Origin of the sequence: Enterobacter huaxiensis, from assembly GCF_003594935.2 — a bacterium.
GTDB lineage: Bacteria > Pseudomonadota > Gammaproteobacteria > Enterobacterales > Enterobacteriaceae > Enterobacter > Enterobacter huaxiensis.
Window position 1 is genome coordinate 1496921 of sequence record NZ_CP043342.1, and the last position, 20301, is coordinate 1517221.

Here is a 20301-nt window from a genome sequence, read left to right on the forward strand (position 1 = left end):
AGAATTTTGATTAACGCTCGGTTTCGACCGAGACAACTGGAAGCATGCTAATGGCTACGATTCATGTAGACGGCAAAGAATACGAAGTTAACGGGGCGGACAACCTGCTAGAAGCTTGTCTGTCTCTTGGCCTCGATATTCCGTACTTTTGCTGGCATCCGGCGCTGGGCAGCGTCGGTGCTTGCCGCCAGTGTGCGGTGAAGCAATATCAAAACGCGGAAGACACGCGTGGTCGCCTGGTGATGTCCTGTATGACGCCAGCCACCGAAGGCACCTTTATTTCGATTGATGACGAAGAAGCCAAACAGTTCCGCGAAAGCGTGGTGGAATGGTTGATGACCAACCACCCGCACGACTGTCCGGTCTGTGAAGAGGGCGGTAACTGCCACCTTCAGGATATGACCGTTATGACCGGTCACAGCTTCCGTCGCTATCGCTTTACCAAGCGTACCCACCGTAACCAGGATCTGGGGCCGTTCATCTCTCACGAAATGAACCGCTGCATCGCCTGCTACCGCTGCGTGCGTTACTACAAAGACTACGCGGACGGTCAGGATCTGGGCGTGTATGGCGCGCATGACAACGTCTACTTCGGTCGTCCGGAAGACGGTACGCTGGAAAGCGAATTCTCCGGTAACCTGGTAGAAATCTGCCCGACCGGCGTATTCACGGATAAAACGCACTCCGAACGCTACAACCGTAAATGGGACATGCAGTTTGCACCTAGCATCTGCCAGCAGTGTTCCCTTGGCTGTAACACCAGCCCGGGCGAGCGCTACGGCGAACTGCGTCGTATCGAAAACCGTTACAACGGTACCGTTAACCACTACTTCCTCTGCGACCGCGGTCGTTTCGGCTATGGCTATGTGAACCTGAAAGACCGTCCGCGTCAGCCGGTTCAGCGCCGTGGAGACGACTTCATTACCCTGAACGCCGAGCAGGCGATGCAGGGCGCGGCGGATATTCTGCGCCAGTCGAAGAAAGTGATCGGTATCGGCTCCCCGCGCGCCAGCATCGAAAGCAACTTCGCGCTGCGCGAGCTGGTTGGAGCGGAAAACTTCTATACCGGCATCGCCCAGGGCGAGCAGGAACGTCTGCAGCTGGTACTGAAAGTGCTGCGTGAAGGCGGTGTTCATACCCCTGCGCTGCGCGAAATTGAATCTTACGATGCGGTTCTGGTGCTGGGTGAAGACCTGACGCAGACCGGCGCACGCGCGGCTCTGGCGGTTCGCCAGGCGGTGAAGGGTAAAGCACGTGAAATGGCAGCGGCGCAGAAAGTGGCTGACTGGCAGATTGCGGCAATCCTGAACATCGGTCAGCGCGCGAAGCATCCTCTGTTTGTGACCAACGTCGACAGCACCCGTCTGGACGATATCGCGGCGTGGACCTACTGCGCGCCGGTTGAAGATCAGGCGCGTCTTGGCTTTGCGATTGCCCACGCGCTGGACAACAACTCCCCGGCCGTTGAGCTGGATCGCGACCTGCAGAACAAGGTCGACGTGATTGTTCAGGCCCTGGCGGGTGCGAAGAAACCGCTGATTATTTCCGGTACCAACGCCGGCAGCGCGGAGATCGTTCAGGCGGCGGCCAACGTGGCCAAAGCCCTGAAAGGCCGCGGTGCTGACGTTGGTGTGACCATGATTGCCCGCGCGGTGAACAGCATCGGTCTGGGTATGATTGGCGGCGGCTCGCTGGAAGAGGCGTTAAGCGAACTGGAATCCGGCTCTGCTGACGCCGTTGTGGTGCTGGAAAACGACCTTCATCGCCACGCCTCCGCCGCTCGCGTTGACGCCGCGCTCTCCAAAGCGCCGCTGGTGATGGTTATCGACCATCAGCGCACCGCGATCATGGACAAAGCCCACCTGGTGCTCTCTGCGGCAAGCTTCGCAGAAAGCGACGGTACCGTTATCAATAATGAAGGCCGCGCGCAGCGCTTCTTCCAGGTTTACGACCCGTCTTACTACGACAGCAACACCGTGATGCTGGAAAGCTGGCGCTGGCTGCACTCCCTGCACAGCACCGTGCAGAGCCGTGAAGTGGACTGGACGCAGCTCGACCACGTTATCGACGCGGTGGTGGAAAAACTGCCTCAGCTGGCCGGCATCAAAGATGCTGCACCTGACGCAAGCTTCCGCATTCGCGGCCAGAAACTGGCGCGTGAACCGCACCGCTACAGCGGTCGTACCGCGATGCGTGCCAACATCAGCGTGCACGAACCTCGTCAGCCGCAGGACAAAGACACCATGTTTGCCTTCTCTATGGAAGGGAACAACCAGCCGTCTGCGCCGCGCTCTCAGGTTCCGTTTGCATGGGCACCGGGCTGGAACTCCCCGCAGGCATGGAACAAGTTCCAGGCTGAAGTGGGCGGCTCTCTGCGCCACGGCGACCCGGGCGTGCGTCTGATTGAAGCCTCCGAAACCGGTCTGGACTTCTTCACCAGCGTTCCGGCGAGCTTCGAGGCTCAGGACGGTAACTGGCGTATCGCGCCGTACTACCATCTGTTCGGTAGCGACGAAATGTCCCAGCGCTCTCCGGTCTTCCAGACCCGCATGCCGCAGCCGTACATCAAGCTCAACCCGGCGGATGCCGCGAAGCTTGGCGTTAACGCGGGTGCGAACATTGCCTTCAGCTACGACGGCCAGACAATCAGCCTGCCGCTGATTATCTCCGAAGGTCTGACAGCGGGGCAGGTAGGTCTGCCGATGGGCATGCCTGGCATCGCGCCGGTACTGGCGGGTGCGCGTCTTGATAACCTGCAGGAGGCAAAAGCATGAGTTGGTTAACGCCGGATCTTATCGACATCCTGCTGAGCATTCTGAAAGCGGTTGTCATTCTGCTGGTGGTGGTCACCTGCGGCGCGTTCATGAGCTTTGGTGAACGTCGTCTGCTCGGTCTGTTCCAGAACCGTTACGGACCGAACCGCGTGGGCTGGGGTGGTTCACTCCAGCTGGTCGCGGACATGATCAAGATGTTCTTTAAAGAGGACTGGATCCCGCGCTTCTCGGACCGCGTGATCTTTACCCTGGCTCCGATGATCGCCTTTACCTCGCTGCTGCTGGCGTTTGCTATCGTTCCCGTCAGCCCGACCTGGGTGGTGGCTGACCTGAACATCGGCATTCTGTTCTTCCTGATGATGGCAGGCCTCGCGGTTTACGCGGTCCTGTTCGCAGGCTGGTCCAGTAACAACAAATACTCCCTGCTGGGTGCGATGCGTGCTTCCGCGCAGACGCTGAGCTACGAAGTGTTCCTGGGGCTTTCCCTGATGGGCGTGGTGGCGCAGGCCGGTTCATTCAACATGACCGACATCGTCAACAACCAGGCCGACATCTGGAACGTTATCCCGCAGTTCTTTGGTTTTGTTACCTTTGCTATCGCGGGCGTGGCGGTGTGTCACCGTCACCCGTTTGACCAGCCAGAAGCCGAACAGGAACTGGCCGACGGTTACCACATTGAATATTCCGGCATGAAGTTCGGTCTGTTCTTTGTGGGCGAGTACATCGGTATCGTCACCATTTCCGCGTTGATGGTAACGCTGTTCTTTGGTGGCTGGCATGGCCCGTTCTTACCGCCGTTCATCTGGTTCGCGCTGAAAACCGCGTTCTTCATGATGATGTTCATTTTGATTCGTGCGTCCTTACCGCGTCCGCGTTATGACCAGGTAATGTCCTTCGGCTGGAAAGTGTGCCTGCCGCTGACGCTCGTCAACTTGTTGGTAACGGCGGCTGTCATTCTCTGGCAGCAGCCATAAGGGGCTTTAGACCATGACCTTAAAAGAAATACTGGTAGGTTTCGGCACCCAGGTACGCAGTATCTGGATGATCGGCCTGCACGCGTTTGCCAAACGCGAAACCCAGATGTACCCGGAAGAGCCGGTATATCTGCCGCCGCGCTACCGTGGCCGTATCGTGCTGACGCGCGACCCGGACGGTTCCGAGCGCTGCGTGGCCTGTAACCTGTGTGCGGTAGCGTGCCCGGTGGGCTGTATCTCTCTGCAGAAAGCAGAGACGGTAGACGGCCGCTGGTATCCTGAGTTCTTCCGCATCAACTTCTCACGCTGCATTTTCTGCGGTCTGTGTGAAGAAGCGTGCCCAACCACGGCGATTCAGCTGACTCCAGACTTCGAGCTGGGTGAGTACAAGCGTCAGGACCTGGTGTACGAGAAAGAGGATCTGCTGATTTCCGGTCCGGGCAAATACCCGGAATATAACTTCTACCGGATGGCGGGTATGGCAATCGACGGCAAAGATAAGGGCGAAGCAGAGAACGAAGCCAAGCCTATCGACGTCAAGAGCCTGTTACCGTAAGGAGAGGGCAATGGAATTCGCTTTTTATATCTGTGGCCTTATCGCCATCCTGGCTACGCTGCGAGTGATCACGCACACCAACCCGGTGCATGCGCTGCTGTACTTAATCATCTCGCTGCTGGCCATTTCCGGGGTGTTCTTTGCGCTGGGCGCGCACTTCGCCGGTGCGCTGGAAATCATCGTCTACGCCGGGGCCATTATGGTGCTGTTCGTGTTCGTGGTGATGATGCTGAACCTGGGCGGCTCTGAAATTGAGCAGGAACGTCAGTGGCTCAAGCCGCAGGTGTGGATTGGCCCGGCAATATTGTCGGCCATCATGCTGGCGGTGATTGTTTACGCCATTCTGGGCGTGAACGATCAGGGCATCGACGGCACGCCAATCAGCGCCAAGGCTGTTGGTATTGCGCTGTTCGGTCCATACGTTCTGGCGGTTGAACTGGCCTCTATGCTGCTGCTGGCGGGCCTGGTTGTTGCCTTCCACGTGGGCCGCGAAGAGCGTATTGGTGAGGTGCTGAGCAACCGCACTGATGACCGCGCGAAAAGAAAAACGGAGGAGCGCGCATGATCCCCTTAACACATGGACTGATCCTCGCTGCGATTTTGTTCGTTCTGGGCTTAACCGGTCTGGTTATCCGCCGCAATCTGCTGTTTATGCTGATCGGTCTGGAAATCATGATTAACGCCTCCGCGCTGGCCTTCGTGGTCGCCGGAAGCTACTGGGGCCAGGCCGACGGTCAGGTGATGTACATTCTCGCCATCAGCCTTGCGGCTGCCGAAGCGAGTATTGGCCTGGCGCTGTTGCTGCAGCTCCATCGTCGCCGCCAGAACCTGAACATCGATTCAGTAAGTGAGTTGCGTGGATGAACATGCTTGCCTTAACCATTATTTTTCCGCTGATTGGCTTCGTGCTGCTGGCGTTTTCTCGCGGCCGCTGGTCTGAGAATCTGTCTGCGACCGTGGGCATTGGCTCAATCGGTCTGGCTGCGCTGGTCACGGCGTATGCGGGTATCGACTTCTTAAATAGCGGACGCCAGCCTTTCAGCGTACCGCTGTGGACCTGGATGTCGGTCGGTGATTTCAACATCGGTTTTAACCTGGTGCTGGATGGTCTGTCTCTGACCATGCTCTCCGTGGTGACCGGCGTGGGCTTCCTGATCCACATGTTTGCCTCCTGGTATATGCGCGGTGAAGAGGGTTACTCCCGCTTCTTCGCCTACACCAACCTGTTTATCGCCAGCATGGTTGTTCTGGTGCTGGCCGATAACCTGCTGTTGATGTACCTGGGCTGGGAAGGCGTGGGTCTCTGTTCTTACCTGCTGATCGGCTTCTACTACACCGATCCGAAGAATGGCGCAGCGGCCATGAAAGCGTTCGTCGTGACCCGCGTGGGTGACGTGTTCCTCGCTTTCGCGCTGTTCATTCTCTACAACGAACTGGGCACGCTGAACTTCCGCGAAATGGTGGAACTGGCGCCGGCTCACTTCGAAGCGGGCAACAACATGCTGTGGTGGGCAACGCTGATGCTGCTGGGTGGCGCCGTGGGTAAATCCGCACAGCTGCCGCTGCAGACGTGGCTGGCCGACGCGATGGCGGGTCCAACCCCTGTCTCCGCGCTGATCCACGCCGCGACCATGGTAACTGCCGGTGTCTACCTGATAGCGCGTACCCATGGCCTGTTCCTGATGACCCCGGAAATTCTGCATCTGGTGGGCATCGTGGGTGCGGTCACGCTGGTGCTGGCAGGCTTTGCCGCGCTGGTGCAGACCGACATCAAACGCGTTCTCGCCTACTCCACCATGAGCCAGATTGGCTACATGTTCCTGGCGCTGGGCGTACAGGCGTGGGACGCGGCGATTTTCCACCTGATGACGCACGCGTTCTTTAAGGCGCTGCTGTTCCTCTCATCCGGTTCCGTGATCCTGGCCTGCCACCACGAGCAGAACATCTTCAAGATGGGCGGACTGCGTAAGTCTATCCCGCTGGTGTATGTCTGCTTCCTGGTGGGAGGCGCGGCGCTGTCGGCGCTGCCGCTGATTACCGCGGGCTTCTTCAGTAAGGACGAAATCCTTGCGGGTGCCATGGCGAATGGTCATATCAATCTGATGGTGGCGGGTCTGGTCGGTGCGTTCATGACCTCCCTGTATACCTTCCGTATGATTTTCATCGTATTCCACGGTAAAGAACAAATTCACGCTCACGCAGGGAAGGGGATTACCCACCACCTGCCGCTGATTGTGCTGCTGGTACTGTCTACCTTCGTTGGCGCGATGATTGTGCCACCGCTGCAGGGCGTACTGCCGGCAACAACCGAGCTTGAGCACGGTCGCGTTCTGACGCTTGAAATCACCTCCGGCGTGGTCGCTATTGCGGGCATCCTGATTGCGGCATGGCTGTGGCTGGGTAAACGTACGCTGGTCACTGCCGTTGCCAACAGCGCGCCGGGCCGCCTGCTGGGCACCTGGTGGTACAACGCGTGGGGCTTCGACTGGCTGTACGACATGATCTTCGTTAAGCCGTTCCTGGGCATTGCGTGGCTGCTGAAGCGCGACCCTCTGAACAGCCTGATGAATATCCCGGCGATCCTCTCCCGCTTTGCAGGTAAAGGCCTGCTGTACAGCGAGAACGGTTACCTGCGCTGGTATGTGGCGTCCATGAGCATCGGTGCGGTCGTCGTACTGGCGCTGCTGATGGTGTTGCGATAGTGGTATTTGCCCGGTGGCGCTGCGCTTACCGGGCCTACGAGACCGTAGGTCGGGAAGCGTGAGCGCCACCCGACACCACAAACCGCACTAACGCGTGAATTTTGTCGAATTTGTTGAAAATCGGTCCCTGAGGGACTTTAACAAGGAATAAAAATCGCCATGTTACTACCCTGGCTAATATTAATTCCCTTCATCGGCGGCTTCCTGTGCTGGCAGACTGAACGCTTTGGCGTGAAGATGCCGCGCTGGATCGCGCTGATCACCATGGGATTGACGCTCGCGCTTGGCCTGCAACTGTGGTTGCAGGGTGGCTACTCACTGACCCAGTCTGCGGGTCTTCCGCAGTGGCAGTCTGAGTTTATCCTGCCGTGGATCCCACGTTTCGGCATTACGATCCATCTGGCGATTGACGGTCTGTCGCTGCTGATGGTGGTGCTGACCGGTCTGCTCGGCGTTCTGGCGGTACTCTGCTCCTGGCGAGAAATCGAAAAATACCAGGGCTTCTTCCACCTGAACCTGATGTGGATCCTGGGCGGCGTTATCGGCGTGTTCCTTGCCATCGACATGTTCCTGTTCTTCTTCTTCTGGGAGATGATGCTGGTGCCGATGTACTTCCTGATCGCGCTGTGGGGCCATAAGGCATCCGACGGTAAAACGCGCATCACGGCGGCAACCAAATTCTTCATCTATACCCAGGCGAGCGGTCTGGTGATGCTGATTGCTATCCTGGCGCTGGTGTTCGTGCATTACAACGCAACCGGCGTCTGGACCTTCAACTACGAAGATCTGCTGAAGACCCCGATGTCTCACGGCGTGGAATACCTGCTGATGCTGGGCTTCTTCATCGCCTTCGCGGTGAAAATGCCGGTAGTTCCGCTGCACGGCTGGCTGCCAGACGCGCACTCCCAGGCGCCAACGGCGGGTTCCGTTGACCTGGCGGGCATCTTGCTGAAAACCGCGGCCTACGGCCTGCTGCGTTTCGCACTGCCGCTGTTCCCGAACGCGTCCGCAGAGTTCGCGCCAATTGCCATGTGGCTCGGCGTGATCGGCATCTTCTACGGCGCGTGGATGGCCTTCACGCAGTACGACATCAAGCGTCTTATCGCCTATACCTCCGTTTCCCACATGGGCTTCGTGCTGATTGCCATCTACACCGGCAGCCAGCTGGCGTACCAGGGCGCGGTGATCCAGATGATTGCGCACGGTCTCTCCGCAGCCGGTCTGTTCATTCTGTGCGGTCAGCTGTACGAACGTCTGCACACCCGCGACATGCGCATGATGGGCGGCCTGTGGGGCAAAATGAAATGGCTGCCAGCGCTCTCCATGTTCTTTGCGGTTGCGACGCTGGGTATGCCGGGCACCGGTAACTTCGTCGGCGAATTTATGATTCTGTTCGGCAGCTTCAAAGTGGTTCCGATGATTACCGTCATCTCCACCTTTGGTCTGGTGTTCGCTTCCGTGTACTCGCTGGCGATGCTGCATCGCGCCTACTTCGGTAAAGCGAAGAGCGAAATTGTTGCTAAAGAACTGCCGGGGATGTCGCTGCGCGAGCTGTTCATCATCCTGCTGCTGGTCGTACTGCTGGTGCTGCTGGGCTTCTATCCGCAGCCGATTCTGGATACCTCGCATAGCGCGATGGGCAATATCCAGCAGTGGTTTGTTAATTCTGCTTCTACTACAAGGCCGTAATTCGCCATGACAATAACTCCACAACAACTGATCGCGCTGCTACCGCTGCTGATCGTCGGATTGACGGTGGTGGTTGTGATGCTCTCCATTGCGTGGCGACGCAATCACTTCCTGAATGCGACCCTGTCCGTTTTGGGTCTGAACGCTGCGTTAGTCTCCCTCTGGTTTGTTGGCCAGGCGGGGGCGATGGACGTCACGCCGATGATGCGCGTTGACGGCTATGCCATGCTGTACACCGGTCTGGTTCTGCTGGCGAGCCTGGCAACCTGCACCTTTGCGTACCCGTGGCTCGAAGGCTACAACGACAACAAAGAAGAGTTTTACCTGCTGGTACTGATTGCCGCACTGGGCGGCATTCTGCTGGCGAACGCGAACCACCTGGCCGCGCTGTTCCTCGGTATTGAGCTAATCTCACTCCCGCTGTTCGGCCTGATTGGTTACGCCTTCCGCCAGAAACGCTCTCTGGAAGCGGCGATCAAGTACACTATCTTGTCCGCTGCTGCCTCGTCGTTCCTGCTGTTCGGTATCGCGCTGCTGTACGCACAGACGGGTAATCTCTCCTTCGTGGCCATCGGCAAGAGCCTCGGCGACGGCATGCTGCACGAGCCGCTGATGCTGGCAGGTCTGGGCATGATGATTGTTGGCCTCGGCTTCAAGCTCTCTCTGGTTCCGTTCCACCTGTGGACGCCAGACGTGTACCAGGGTGCTCCGGCGCCGGTATCAACCTTCCTGGCGACGGCAAGCAAAATTGCTATCTTCGGTGTGGTGATGCGTCTGTTCCTGTACGCACCGGTGGGTGATAGCGAAGCGGTTCGCGTGGTGCTGGGCATTATCGCCTTCGTTTCCATCATCTTCGGTAACCTGATGGCGCTGAGCCAGACCAACATCAAGCGTCTGCTGGGCTACTCGTCTATCTCCCACCTGGGCTACCTGCTGGTGGCGCTGATTGCGCTGCAGAGCGGCGAGATGTCGATGGAAGCCGTGGGCGTGTATCTGGCGGGTTACCTGTTCAGCAGCCTCGGCGCGTTCGGCGTGGTGAGCCTGATGTCCAGCCCGTACCGTGGCCCGGATGCCGATTCACTGTTCTCCTACCGTGGTCTATTCTGGCACCGTCCGATTCTGTCCGCGGTGATGACGGTGATGATGCTCTCTCTGGCGGGTATTCCGATGACGCTGGGCTTTATCGGTAAGTTCTACGTGCTGGCCGTCGGTGTTCATGCGGGTCTGTGGTGGCTGACTGCAGGGGTCGTTATCGGCTCCGCGATTGGTCTCTACTACTACCTGCGCGTTGCCGTGAGCCTGTACCTGAGCGCGCCTCAGCAGCTCAACCGCGATGCGCCGTCGAACTGGCAGTACAGCGCCGGGGGCATTGTGGTGCTCATCTCCGCGCTGCTGGTGCTGATCTTCGGTATCTATCCGCAGCCGCTGATTGATATCGTCCAGCGAGCGATGCCGCTGATGTAAGGTAAAAGCAAAAAGGCAACGAAAGTTGCCTTTTTTATTGTTTTCTCCCTCTCCCCGTGGGAGAGGGACGGGGTGAGGGCACCAGCCCGCACAGAGTAAAACATGCCCAGCGGCGCTTCGCTTACCCGACTAGGCCAGCTGCTTGCGGCTAATCAACGGCCCGTCAATCTTCTTCATCGAGCGGTCCAGCACTTCCTCAATCACCGACGACAGCTCGTTCAGTTCAAACTTCGCCACGTAGCCGTCGGCCTTCACCTTGCGAATATGGTCTTCGTTGGCGTTGCCGGACAGGGACGAGTGGATCACCACCGGAATATCCTTCAGGAACGGATCGGTCTTGATTTTGCGCGTCAGCGTAAAGCCGTCCATCTCCGGCATTTCGAGGTCGGTCAGCACCAGCGCGATTTTATCGGTGATCGGCACGCCCTCGGCCTGAGCCTGAGCGGCCAGCACGCCAATTTTCTCCCACGCGTCTTTCCCGGTGATGTGCAGCTGGGCAGGGATTTCCATCGCCTGCAGGCCTTTCTCCAGCATCGAGCGCGCCACTTTGGAATCTTCCGCGACAATCGCGACTGAGCCCGGCTTGATGTTGAATTTGGTGGTCTTCAGGTTGGTGGCGTGCAGATCGTGGTTCGCCGGGGTGATGTCATACAGGATCTGCTCGACGTCCAGCACCATCGCCAGATCGTTGGTATCGGTCTTTTCGTCGAGGCAGGCAATGCTGGTGATGTAGCGTCCGCTGACGGCGGTCTCCGCGGCGTGAACCTGCTTCCAGTCCAGACGCATGATGTTCTCAACGGATTCCACGGCAAACGCCTGCACGCTGCGGGCGTATTCGGTGATCAGCAGAATGTTCAGCCCAGTAGTGGGCCTGCAGCCCGCGACGGCCGCGAGGTCAATGACCGGGATCACCTGATCGCGAATGTTTACCATCCCCATCAGCGGCGACTTCATCCCTGCGGGTTTGGTGAACGCCGGCATCGGCACAATTTCGCGCAGCTTAAAGACGTTAATTCCAAACAGCTCGGATTTGTCTTCGTTCAAAGAGGTGCCAAGACGGAACAGCAACAGTTCAAAGCGGTTCGACAGGGTAAGATTCGCCCTGTCATCAATATCTTTCTGGAAATTATCCATTCTACCCTCAAGAGAAATGCTGACCTTTTAATCGTTATCGGCACCCTGAGGGAAAAATGAAGGACTAAACGCTGACCTGAGTGAAATCTTCCGCCAGCTCACACGCAGAGAATACCTCGCGGCACTCTGCCAGCAGGCTTTCGCATCCCCGCGCGTCGTAGCGTGAGCTCACGTGAGTGACGATCAGCTTCCCGACGCCCGCCTCACGGGCCAGCCGCGCGGCCTGGCGCGTGGAGCTGTGGCCGCGGCCGTTGGCTTTCTCTTCCATGGCCGTTTCAAGCGTCGCTTCATGCACCATCACATCTACGCCCTGCGCAAGCAAAAGGGCGGAAGGGCACGGCCCGGTATCGCCAAAGATTGCCAGCTTTTTCCCCGGCTGTGGCGCAGAAAGATAGTCCTGCCCGTTCACCACGCGCCCGTCGTCCAGCGTGATGGTCTCACCCAGCTTCAGGCGCTGGAACATCGGCCCCGGCTTCACGCCGTCTGCCATCAGCGCGGCGGCGTTTAGCGCGCCGGGTTTGTCATGCTCTTCGATACGGTAGCCGTAGCACTCAACCGGATGATTAAGCGGCCAGGCGGAGACGGTATAAACCCCGTCATCAAAAACCTGACCCTCTGCAATTTCAATGACCTCCAGCGGGTAGTCCGTCCACGAGCCGCTCAGGCGCAGCGTGGTTTCAACAAACTCGGCAATGCCCTTCGGCCCATAAATCGTCAGCGGATGCGCAATGCCGGCCATCGAGCGGCTGCACAGCAGGCCGGGCAGGCCAAAGATATGGTCTCCGTGCAGGTGGGTAATAAAGATCTTATCCAGCTTGCCCGGATTGTACACGGTGCGCAGCAGCTGGTGCTGAGTCCCTTCACCACAGTCAAACAGCCACAGCCCGCCGCGGGTTGGGTGCTGCAGATCCAGCAGGATTGCCGTCACATTTCGCGTACGGGTTGGTACGCCAGCGGACGTGCCCAGAAAAATCAGTTCCATAATGCAATCAGCCCTTTGCCGAACGGGAAGGGGTTTAGTATAACGTGATGAACCCCAGGAAGGAGAAAGACATGATCCAGTGGCAAGATGTACACCATAGCGAACTCACCGTACCGTCACTTTATGCGCTGCTTAAACTCCGCTGTGAAGTGTTTGTTGTAGAGCAAGCCTGCCCGTATCAGGACATCGACGGGGATGACCTGGTCGGTGAAAACCGCCATATCCTCGGCTGGAAAGAGGGCGAGCTGGTGGCGTATGCGAGGATTCTGAAAAGCGCCGATGATTTTGAGCCCGTCGTCATCGGCCGCGTCATCATTAGCGCACGCGCGCGCGGTGAAAAACTGGGCTATCAGCTCATGGAGAAAACGCTGACATCCTGTGAAAAACAGTGGCCAGACAGGGCGTTATACCTCGGAGCGCAGGCTCACCTGCAGTCCTTCTACGCCCACTTCGGCTTTGCGCCGGTGACCGACGTGTATGACGAAGATGGCATTCCGCACGTTGGCATGGCGCGGGAAGCGAAGCAGGCGTAATCGGCAGTCGTTGGCTATAGTTAGCGGACTGGTGTACTAACATGGAGAAAACTATGTCATTTCAATCCTGGGATACCCGTATCGACGACGACCTGGCCCTGCTGAGCGAAACGCTGGAAGAGGTACTGCGTTCGTCGGGCGACCCTGCCGATCAGAAGTATATCGAGCTGAAAGCGCGCGCTGAACAGGCGCTGCATGAAGTGAAGAACCGCGTCAGCCATGCGTCTGACAATTACTACTATCGCGCCAAAAAAGCGGTGTACCGTGCCGATGATTACGTGCATGAAAAACCGTGGCAAGGTATTGGTGTCGGTGCGGCCGTAGGGCTGGTGCTGGGGCTGCTTCTGGCTCGTCGCTAACAGCTTTTTAAACGGTCAACCACTCCCTATACGTGGGTACTGCAATTTGTGGGCAGTACCCCGTATAATATGAGGTTTTAACAGGGAGAGGTTCGCGTGCATTCGATTTTCCTCGCGCTGGAACGTCTGCGCACTCAGCTTGCGCAAGCGCTGCCTGCTACACCCGGTCTGCATCACGTTGACGTCTCATTCCCGTTAAACGACGCCTTCGATCCTCTGGCCTGGCTGGGCGCACAGCGTATCTATCCCCAATTCTACTGGCAGCAGCGAAACGGCGATGAAGAACTTGCCGCGCTGGGAAGTGTCGCTCACTTTGACTCTCTGGCTTTTGCCTCTCAGTTTCTACAAACCCACGATGCGCAAAACGATACCCTCATTTGCGGGCTTAACGCGTTTAACCCCGAGAAGAGCAGCCTGTTTTTGCCGCGTTTGCTGTGGCGACGCTCTGCCGGAGTGGCCACGCTGCGCCTGCAGCTGTGGAGTGATACCTCGCTTGCGGATGATGCCCCTGCTGCGCGGAGATTCCTGGACCAGCTGAACGCGGCGGGGCCGATCCGCCCGCTCTCCGTTCAGGTTGAGCGTGAGACGCACCAGCCGCAAAAGCCGGAGTGGCTGCGTCTTATCCGTCAGGCAACGGACGCCATCGCGCGCGGTGACGTTGAAAAAGTGGTGCTTGCCCGCGCTACCGATCTGCAGTTCAAACAACCGGTTAATGCCGTTGCGTTGATGGCCGCCAGCCGCGCCCTCAATGTCAATTGCTACCATTTCTGCATGGTATTCGATGCCGGTAACGCGTTTCTCGGCTCCACGCCTGAGCGTTTGTGGCGGCGTCGCGGCACGCTGCTGCGCACCGAAGCCCTGGCAGGAACGGTTGCCAGCCATTCGGACGATAAACAGGCTCAGCGCCTCGGCGAGTGGCTGATGAATGACGATAAAAACCAGCGTGAGAATATGCTGGTGGTAGAGGATATTTGCCAGCGGCTGCAGCATCATACCCAGACGCTGGAGGTCTTACCGGCGCAGGTGGTGCGTTTACGCAAAGTGCAGCATCTGCGCCGCTGCATCTGGACCGCGCTTAAACACGCCAGCGACGAGCAGTGCCTGAACGCGCTGCAGCCGACGGCTGCCGTTGCGGGCCTGCCGCGGCAGGCCGCGCGGGAGTTTATCCAGAAGGTTGAGCCATTCGACCGCGAGTGGTACGCCGGTTCCGCCGGGTATCTGTCACGCGAACAAAGCGAGTTCTGCGTGGCGCTACGCTCCGCGCGCGTCCACGAGGCCATGCTTCGGCTCTATGCCGGGGCGGGGATCGTCAGCGGATCTGACCCGGAGCAGGAGTGGCAGGAGATCGAAAATAAAGCCGCAGGGCTGCGCTCTCTCCTCCTAAGGGATTAATACTGATTCGCGCATTCCCGATTCATATCAAAATTCTAAATTTTTCTATTATTTATACTGTGTCGCATTATTGATACCGGACAATCTCATGTCAGTAAGTTCTTTTAACCGGCGCTGGGCGGCGGTGATCCTTGAAGCCCTGACCCGCCACGGCGTCAGGCACGTGTGTATTGCACCGGGCTCTCGCTCCACGCCGCTGACGCTGGCCGCGGCGGAAAATCGGGCTTTCATTCACCACACCCATTTTGACGAGCGCGGTCTGGGCCATCTCGCGCTGGGGCTGGCAAAAGTCAGCAAAGCGCCGGTGGCGGTGATTGTCACGTCCGGTACGGCGGTGGCGAACCTCTATCCGGCAATCATCGAAGCCGGGCTGACCGGCGAAAAACTGATTGTGCTGACCGCGGACCGTCCGCCTGAGTTAATCGACTGCGGTGCCAATCAGGCCATTCGCCAGCCGGGCATTTTTTCATCTCATCCTTCAGAAACGGTCTCGCTGCCGCGTCCAACCCAGGACATTCCGGCAAGTTGGCTGGTCTCCACGCTTGATCATGCGATGGCATCGCTGCGCAGCGGTGCCCTGCACGTGAACTGTCCGTTTGCCGAGCCGCTGTATGGCGAAATGAACGAAACTAGCCTCGCCTGGCAGCAGCAGCTTGGCGACTGGTGGGAGAGCGAAAAGCCCTGGCTTAGCGAGCAGATCCACGTTGAAAGCGCCAAACAGCGCGACTGGTTCTTCTGGCGGCAAAAGCGCGGCGTGGTGGTTGCCGGGCGCATGAGCGCCGCCGAAGGGAAGCGGGTTGCAGAGTGGGCGCAAACCCTCGGCTGGCCGTTGATAGGCGATGTGCTTTCCCAGACCGGCCAGCCGCTGCCGTGTGCCGACCTCTGGCTGGGTAACGCGAAGGCGACAACCGAGCTGGCGAAGGCGCAGATTGTGGTGCAGATAGGCTCCAGCCTCACCGGTAAACGTCTCCTGCAGTGGCAGGCGACCTGCACGCCGGAAGAGTATTGGCTCGTTGACCCGCTGGAAGGGCGGCTCGACCCGGCGCACCACCGCGGGCGTCGTCTGGTCAGCGGGATTGACAGCTGGCTTGAGCTGCATCCGGCTGAAAAACGTAAGCCATGGGCGGTAGAGATCCCGGAACTGTCGAGTCAGGCGTGGGCGCTCGCCGAAGCGCAGTGCGGGGGCTTCGGTGAAGCCGAGCTGGCTCACCGTATACGTCAGTATCTGCCCGAGCAGGGGCAGCTGTTTGTCGGTAACAGCCTGGTGGTGCGCCTGATTGACGCGCTCTCTCAGCTTCCCGCGGGGTATCCGGTTTACAGCAACCGCGGTGCCAGCGGCATCGACGGGCTGATCTCGACGGCGGCTGGCGTGCAGCGTGCCAGCGCGAAATCGACGCTGGCAATAGTGGGGGACCTCTCGGCGCTCTATGACCTCAACGCGCTGGCGCTCCTGCGTCAGGTTTCAGCACCCCTGGTGCTGATTGTGGTCAACAATAACGGCGGGCAGATCTTCTCCCTGCTGCCCACGCCGCAGAGCGAGCGCGAGCGCTTTTATCTGATGCCGCAAAACGTGCAGTTCGAGCACGCGGCGGCGATGTTCAGCCTCCGGTACCATCGCCCGGAAAGCTGGGAGCAGCTGGACGCGGCGATGAGCACCGCGTGGAAACAGCCTGGCACAACGCTGGTCGAGCTGGTGGTAAACGATTCTGACGGCGCGCAGAAGCTGCAAAACCTGCTGGCGCAGGTGAGCCACCTGTGAACCTCGCAGGCACGCAGCGAGCCGGAAAGCCAGGCTATCCCTGGCTGGTCTTTCTGCACGGTTTTTCCGGCGATAGCCGCGAGTGGCAGCCGGTTGGGGAGTCATTAGAGGATTATCCCCGGCTGTACCTTAATCTGCCGGGGCACGGCGCTTCAGCGGATATCAGCGTGGCGGGATTCGACGCGATGAATGCGTTGCTTACCCGAACCCTTATTAGTTACAACATACTGAACTACTGGCTGGTGGGGTACTCCCTCGGCGGCCGCATTGCGATGTTTCATGCCTGCCAGCAGGCAAAAGGGCTGAGCGGAATTGTCGTTGAAGGCGGCCATCCTGGGCTACGGGACGCGGATACGCGAGAAGCGCGGCTGGCCTCCGATCGCCGCTGGGCGGCGCGCTTTCGCGCCGGGCCGCTGAATAACGTCTTTACCGACTGGTACCAGCAGCCCGTCTTCGCTTCACTATCCGACGCACAGCGCCGGGGCCTGATAACTCTGCGCAGTCAGAATAACGGCGCCGGTCTGGCGGCAATGCTCGAGGCCACCTCGCTTGCCGTACAGCCAGATTTGCGCGCAGCGCTGAATGCGCTCTCTGTTCCTTTTCACTACCTGTACGGCGAACGTGATGAGAAGTTCGCGGCTATTGCCGCTGAGCTGAACGCCACGCGCCACGTTATTCCTCATGCCGGGCACAACGCCCATCGGGAAAATCCCGGTGCGGTCGCGTCGAGCCTGGTGCAGATACTGCGTCTTCGAACTAAGGACACTCTATGATCTATCCTGATGAACACATGCTTTACGCGCCGGTTGAATGGCAGGACTGCTCCGAAGGTTATACCGACATTCGTTACCACAAGTCCGCCGACGGCATTGCCAAAATCACCATCAACCGTCCGCAGGTGCGCAACGCGTTCCGTCCGCTGACCGTCAAAGAGATGATCCAGGCCCTGGCCGATGCGCGCTATGACGACAATATTGGCGTCATCGTTCTGACCGGTGAAGGGGATAAAGCGTTCTGCTCCGGCGGCGATCAGAAAGTGCGCGGCGACTACGGCGGATACCAGGACGATGCGGGTACGCATCATCTGAACGTGCTGGATTTCCAGCGCCAGATCCGCACCTGTCCAAAACCGGTTGTCGCGATGGTGGCGGGCTACTCTATCGGCGGCGGCCACGTGCTGCACATGATGTGTGACCTGACCATTGCTGCAGAGAACGCCATCTTCGGCCAGACCGGCCCGAAAGTCGGATCCTTCGACGGCGGCTGGGGCGCGTCCTATATGGCACGCATCGTCGGGCAGAAAAAAGCACGTGAAATCTGGTTCCTGTGCCGTCAGTACAACGCGCAGGAAGCGCTGGATATGGGGCTTGTGAATACCGTGGTGCCAATTGCCGATCTCGAAAAAGAGACCGTGCGCTGGTGCCGCGAGATGCTGCAAAACAGCCCGATGGCGCTGCGCTGCCTGAAGGCGGCCCTCAACGCTGACTGCGACGGTCAGGCGGGTCTGCAGGAGCTGGCGGGTAATGCCACCATGCTGTTCTACATGACCGAAGAGGGTCAGGAAGGACGCAACGCGTTTAACGAAAAACGCCAGCCGGACTTCAGCAAATACAAACGGAACCCGTAATGCGTCGCGCGCAGGTTTACCGCTGGCAGATACCGATGGACGCGGGCGTGGTGCTGCGCGAGCGGCGGTTAAAAACCCGTGACGGACTTTTCATTCATTTGCAGCAGGGCGAGCGTGAAGGCTGGGGTGAGGTTTCACCTCTGCCGGGCTTTAGCCTGGAATCGCTGGATGACGCGCAGGCGGCGCTGGTGGCCTGGGTACGCGAGTGGCGCGAAGGGGCCGCTCCGGCGCTGCCGGACACGCCTTCCGCCGCCTTCGGCATCAGCTGCGCGCTGGCGGAGCTTGACGGCAGCTTGCCTCAGGAAGCCAACTACCGCGCCGCACCGCTCTGTACGGGCGATCCGGACGAACTCTTCGCGCTGCTCTCCGCCATGCCCGGCGAGAAGGTGGCGAAAATCAAAGTCGGCCTGTACGAAGCGGTACGCGACGGGATGGTGGCGAATCTCCTGCTGGAAGCGATACCGGATCTGCACCTGCGTCTGGACGCTAACCGCGCCTGGACGCCGCTCAAGGCGCAGCAGTTTGCGAAGTACGTTAATCCGGCGTACCGCAACCGCATCGCGTTTCTGGAAGAGCCGTGCAAAACGCGGGATGACTCCCGCGCCTTTGCTCGTGAAACGGGTATTGCGATTGCCTGGGATGAAAGCCTGCGCGAAGCCGATTTTGCGTTCGTCGCCGAGCCCGGCGTGAGTGCGGTCGTGATTAAACCGACGCTGACCGGCAGCCTGGCGAAGGTACGCGAGCAGGTCGATGCTGCCCACGCCTTAGGCCTGACGGCGGTGATCAGTTCGTCCATAGAGTCCAGCCTCGGGCTGACGCAGCTGGCGCGCATCGCGGCATGGTTAACGCCAGACACCCTCCCCGGCCTTGACACGTTAAGCCTGATGCAAACGCAGCTTATTCGTCAGTGGCCGGACAGCACATTGCCGTGCCTCGACGTTGAGGCGCTGGAGCCGCTGCTATGAGTTTTACCGACTGGCCGTGGCGGCACTGGCGCGCGCAGTGGCCCGATAAGCCCGCACTGCGGCTGAACGACGAGGTTCTCACCTGGCAACGGCTCTGTGCGCGTATAGATAGCCTTGCCGCCGGGTTCCATCGTCAGGGCGTGCAGGAAGGCGACGGCGTTATGCTGCTTGCCCATAATCACCCTCAGACGCTGCTGGCGTGGCTCGCGCTGCTCCAGTGCGGCGCGCGCATTCTGCCGGTCAACCCTCAGCTGCCGGGACCGCTGCTGGACGTGCTGATGCCGCAGATGACGCTGCGCCATGCCCTGGTGCTGGACGGCGCGTATGACGGCCTCTCTTCGCTTAGCCTGTCCGGGCTGCCCGGGGAGTATTCGTCGTCATGGGCGCCGGAACGTCTGGCTTCCATGACGCTGACCTCCGGTTCGACAGGCTTGCCGAAGGCGGCCGTTCACACCTGCGCGGCGCATCTTGCCAGCGCGCAGGGCGTGCTGGCGCTGATGCCCTACAGCGACGAGGACGACTGGCTGCTGTCGCTGCCGCTGTTTCATGTTTCCGGTCAGGGAATTTTGTGGCGCTGGCTTCAGGCGGGCGCGCGGTTAACCGTGCGCGAAAAACAGCCGCTTGAGCAGGCGCTGCAGGGCTGTTCCCACGCTTCTCTGGTGCCGACGCAGCTCTGGCGTCTGCTCAACGCGGAGCATCAGGTTGCGCTGAAGGCCGTTCTTCTTGGCGGGGCAGCCATTCCCGTTGAGCTGACGGAGAAGGCGCGAGAGCAGGGTATTCGCACCTTCTGCGGCTATGGCCTGACGGAGTTTGCCTCAACCGTCTGCGCGAAGGAGGCGGACGGTGCGCCGGACGTCGGCAGCGCGCTGCCGGGCAGAGAGGTGCAGGTTGTCGACGGTGAAGTCTGGATCAGGGCGCGCAGCATGGCTTCGGGCTACTGGCGTGACGGTGCGCTACTTCCCATCACGAATGCGCAGGGCTGGTTTGCCACCCGCGACTGCGGGGAGTGGCATAACGGACGCCTGACCATTTTAGGCCGTATGGACAATCTCTTTTTCAGCGGAGGAGAGGGGATCCAGCCGGAAGCCGTTGAGCGTACGATTGCCACGCACCCGCAGATAAGCCAGGCGTTCATCGTCCCGCTGGACGACGCCGAGTTCGGTCAACGTCCGGTGGCGGTGGTGGAATGTCAACCGGGAACCGATATCGCGCAGTTCCCTGACTGGATCCAGGGCAGGCTGGCGCGTTTTGAACAGCCGGTACACTGGCTGGTGCTGCCCGCAGAGCTAAAAAATGGTGGGATTAAAATCTCCCGCCAGGCGCTGAAGCAGTGGGTGAATGCGTCGCTAAAGAGATAACAGCAGTTTCAAAAAGTTACAAACTTATTGTCT

18 protein-coding genes are annotated in these 20301 nt (G+C 59.3%); 16 read left to right on the forward strand and 2 right to left on the reverse strand.

Annotated features, from left to right (window positions below; genetic code table 11):
- The first annotated feature begins 50 nt into the window (after positions 1-50).
- From nuoG to nuoN, 8 genes are all read left to right on the forward strand, one after another.
- Positions 51-2774: an NADH-quinone oxidoreductase subunit NuoG gene (nuoG, locus tag D5067_RS07235; protein WP_133302821.1), complete on the forward strand. Its 2724-nt coding sequence runs from the start codon at positions 51-53 to the stop codon at positions 2772-2774.
- Positions 2771-3748 (forward strand): NADH-quinone oxidoreductase subunit NuoH, encoded by a 978-nt coding sequence (nuoH, locus tag D5067_RS07240; RefSeq protein WP_006176509.1) that lies wholly within the window; start codon positions 2771-2773, stop codon positions 3746-3748. The genes nuoG and nuoH overlap by 4 nt, the downstream gene beginning before the upstream one ends.
- A gap of 13 nt (positions 3749-3761) precedes the next feature.
- Positions 3762-4304: an NADH-quinone oxidoreductase subunit NuoI gene (gene nuoI, locus D5067_RS07245; RefSeq protein ID WP_119937087.1), complete on the forward strand. Its 543-nt coding sequence runs from the start codon at positions 3762-3764 to the stop codon at positions 4302-4304.
- Positions 4305-4314: 10 nt separating this feature from the next.
- Positions 4315-4869: an NADH-quinone oxidoreductase subunit J gene (nuoJ, locus tag D5067_RS07250; protein ID WP_119937086.1), complete on the forward strand. Its 555-nt coding sequence runs from the start codon at positions 4315-4317 to the stop codon at positions 4867-4869.
- Positions 4866-5168: an NADH-quinone oxidoreductase subunit NuoK gene (gene nuoK, locus D5067_RS07255; RefSeq protein ID WP_006176506.1), complete on the forward strand. Its 303-nt coding sequence runs from the start codon at positions 4866-4868 to the stop codon at positions 5166-5168. Before nuoJ ends, nuoK begins: the two co-directional genes overlap by 4 nt.
- On the forward strand, positions 5165-7006 hold the full coding sequence (nuoL, locus tag D5067_RS07260) for an NADH-quinone oxidoreductase subunit L (RefSeq protein WP_119937085.1): 1842 nt from the start codon (positions 5165-5167) through the stop codon (positions 7004-7006). The genes nuoK and nuoL overlap by 4 nt, the downstream gene beginning before the upstream one ends.
- 159 nt (positions 7007-7165) lie before the next feature.
- On the forward strand, positions 7166-8695 hold the full coding sequence (gene nuoM, locus D5067_RS07265) for an NADH-quinone oxidoreductase subunit M (protein WP_119937084.1): 1530 nt from the start codon (positions 7166-7168) through the stop codon (positions 8693-8695).
- Between the two features lie 6 nt (positions 8696-8701).
- Positions 8702-10159: an NADH-quinone oxidoreductase subunit NuoN gene (gene nuoN, locus D5067_RS07270; RefSeq protein WP_119937083.1), complete on the forward strand. Its 1458-nt coding sequence runs from the start codon at positions 8702-8704 to the stop codon at positions 10157-10159.
- A gap of 129 nt (positions 10160-10288) precedes the next feature.
- On the opposite strand, the gene D5067_RS07275 is transcribed toward nuoN, so the two are convergent.
- The gene (locus D5067_RS07275) at positions 10289-11293 is read right to left on the reverse strand and encodes a chemotaxis protein (RefSeq protein ID WP_119937082.1); all 1005 of its coding nucleotides are present in this window, start codon (positions 11291-11293) and stop codon (positions 10289-10291) included.
- A 64-nt stretch (positions 11294-11357) separates the two neighbouring features.
- Positions 11358-12275 (reverse strand): ribonuclease BN, encoded by a 918-nt coding sequence (rbn, locus tag D5067_RS07280; protein WP_119937081.1) that lies wholly within the window; start codon positions 12273-12275, stop codon positions 11358-11360.
- A 71-nt stretch (positions 12276-12346) separates the two neighbouring features.
- Between rbn and D5067_RS07285 the strand changes: the two genes are divergently transcribed.
- The 8 genes from D5067_RS07285 (at position 12347) to menE (ending at position 20268) form a co-directional block, all read left to right on the forward strand.
- Positions 12347-12808, forward strand: a complete 462-nt coding sequence (locus D5067_RS07285; RefSeq protein ID WP_119937080.1) for a GNAT family N-acetyltransferase — start codon at positions 12347-12349, stop codon at positions 12806-12808.
- Between the two features lie 53 nt (positions 12809-12861).
- Positions 12862-13167 (forward strand): stress response protein ElaB, encoded by a 306-nt coding sequence (gene elaB / locus D5067_RS07290; RefSeq protein WP_045351798.1) that lies wholly within the window; start codon positions 12862-12864, stop codon positions 13165-13167.
- A 96-nt stretch (positions 13168-13263) separates the two neighbouring features.
- The gene (gene menF / locus D5067_RS07295; protein WP_119937079.1) at positions 13264-14559 is read left to right on the forward strand and encodes an isochorismate synthase MenF; all 1296 of its coding nucleotides are present in this window, start codon (positions 13264-13266) and stop codon (positions 14557-14559) included.
- 88 nt (positions 14560-14647) lie between these two features.
- Positions 14648-16318, forward strand: coding sequence for a 2-succinyl-5-enolpyruvyl-6-hydroxy-3-cyclohexene-1-carboxylic-acid synthase (gene menD / locus D5067_RS07300; protein ID WP_119937078.1), 1671 nt, complete (start codon positions 14648-14650; stop codon positions 16316-16318).
- Positions 16315-17091 (forward strand): 2-succinyl-6-hydroxy-2,4-cyclohexadiene-1-carboxylate synthase, encoded by a 777-nt coding sequence (menH, locus tag D5067_RS07305; protein ID WP_119937077.1) that lies wholly within the window; start codon positions 16315-16317, stop codon positions 17089-17091. Before menD ends, menH begins: the two co-directional genes overlap by 4 nt.
- Positions 17088-17945 carry a 1,4-dihydroxy-2-naphthoyl-CoA synthase gene (gene menB, locus D5067_RS07310; RefSeq protein ID WP_080328564.1) on the forward strand — a complete coding sequence of 286 codons (858 nt, stop codon included), beginning with the start codon at positions 17088-17090 and terminating at the stop codon, positions 17943-17945. The genes menH and menB overlap by 4 nt, the downstream gene beginning before the upstream one ends.
- Positions 17945-18910, forward strand: coding sequence for an o-succinylbenzoate synthase (menC, locus tag D5067_RS07315; protein WP_119937076.1), 966 nt, complete (start codon positions 17945-17947; stop codon positions 18908-18910). The genes menB and menC overlap by 1 nt, the downstream gene beginning before the upstream one ends.
- On the forward strand, positions 18907-20268 hold the full coding sequence (menE, locus tag D5067_RS07320) for an o-succinylbenzoate--CoA ligase (RefSeq protein WP_119937075.1): 1362 nt from the start codon (positions 18907-18909) through the stop codon (positions 20266-20268). The genes menC and menE overlap by 4 nt, the downstream gene beginning before the upstream one ends.
- Positions 20269-20301: the final 33 nt, after the last annotated feature.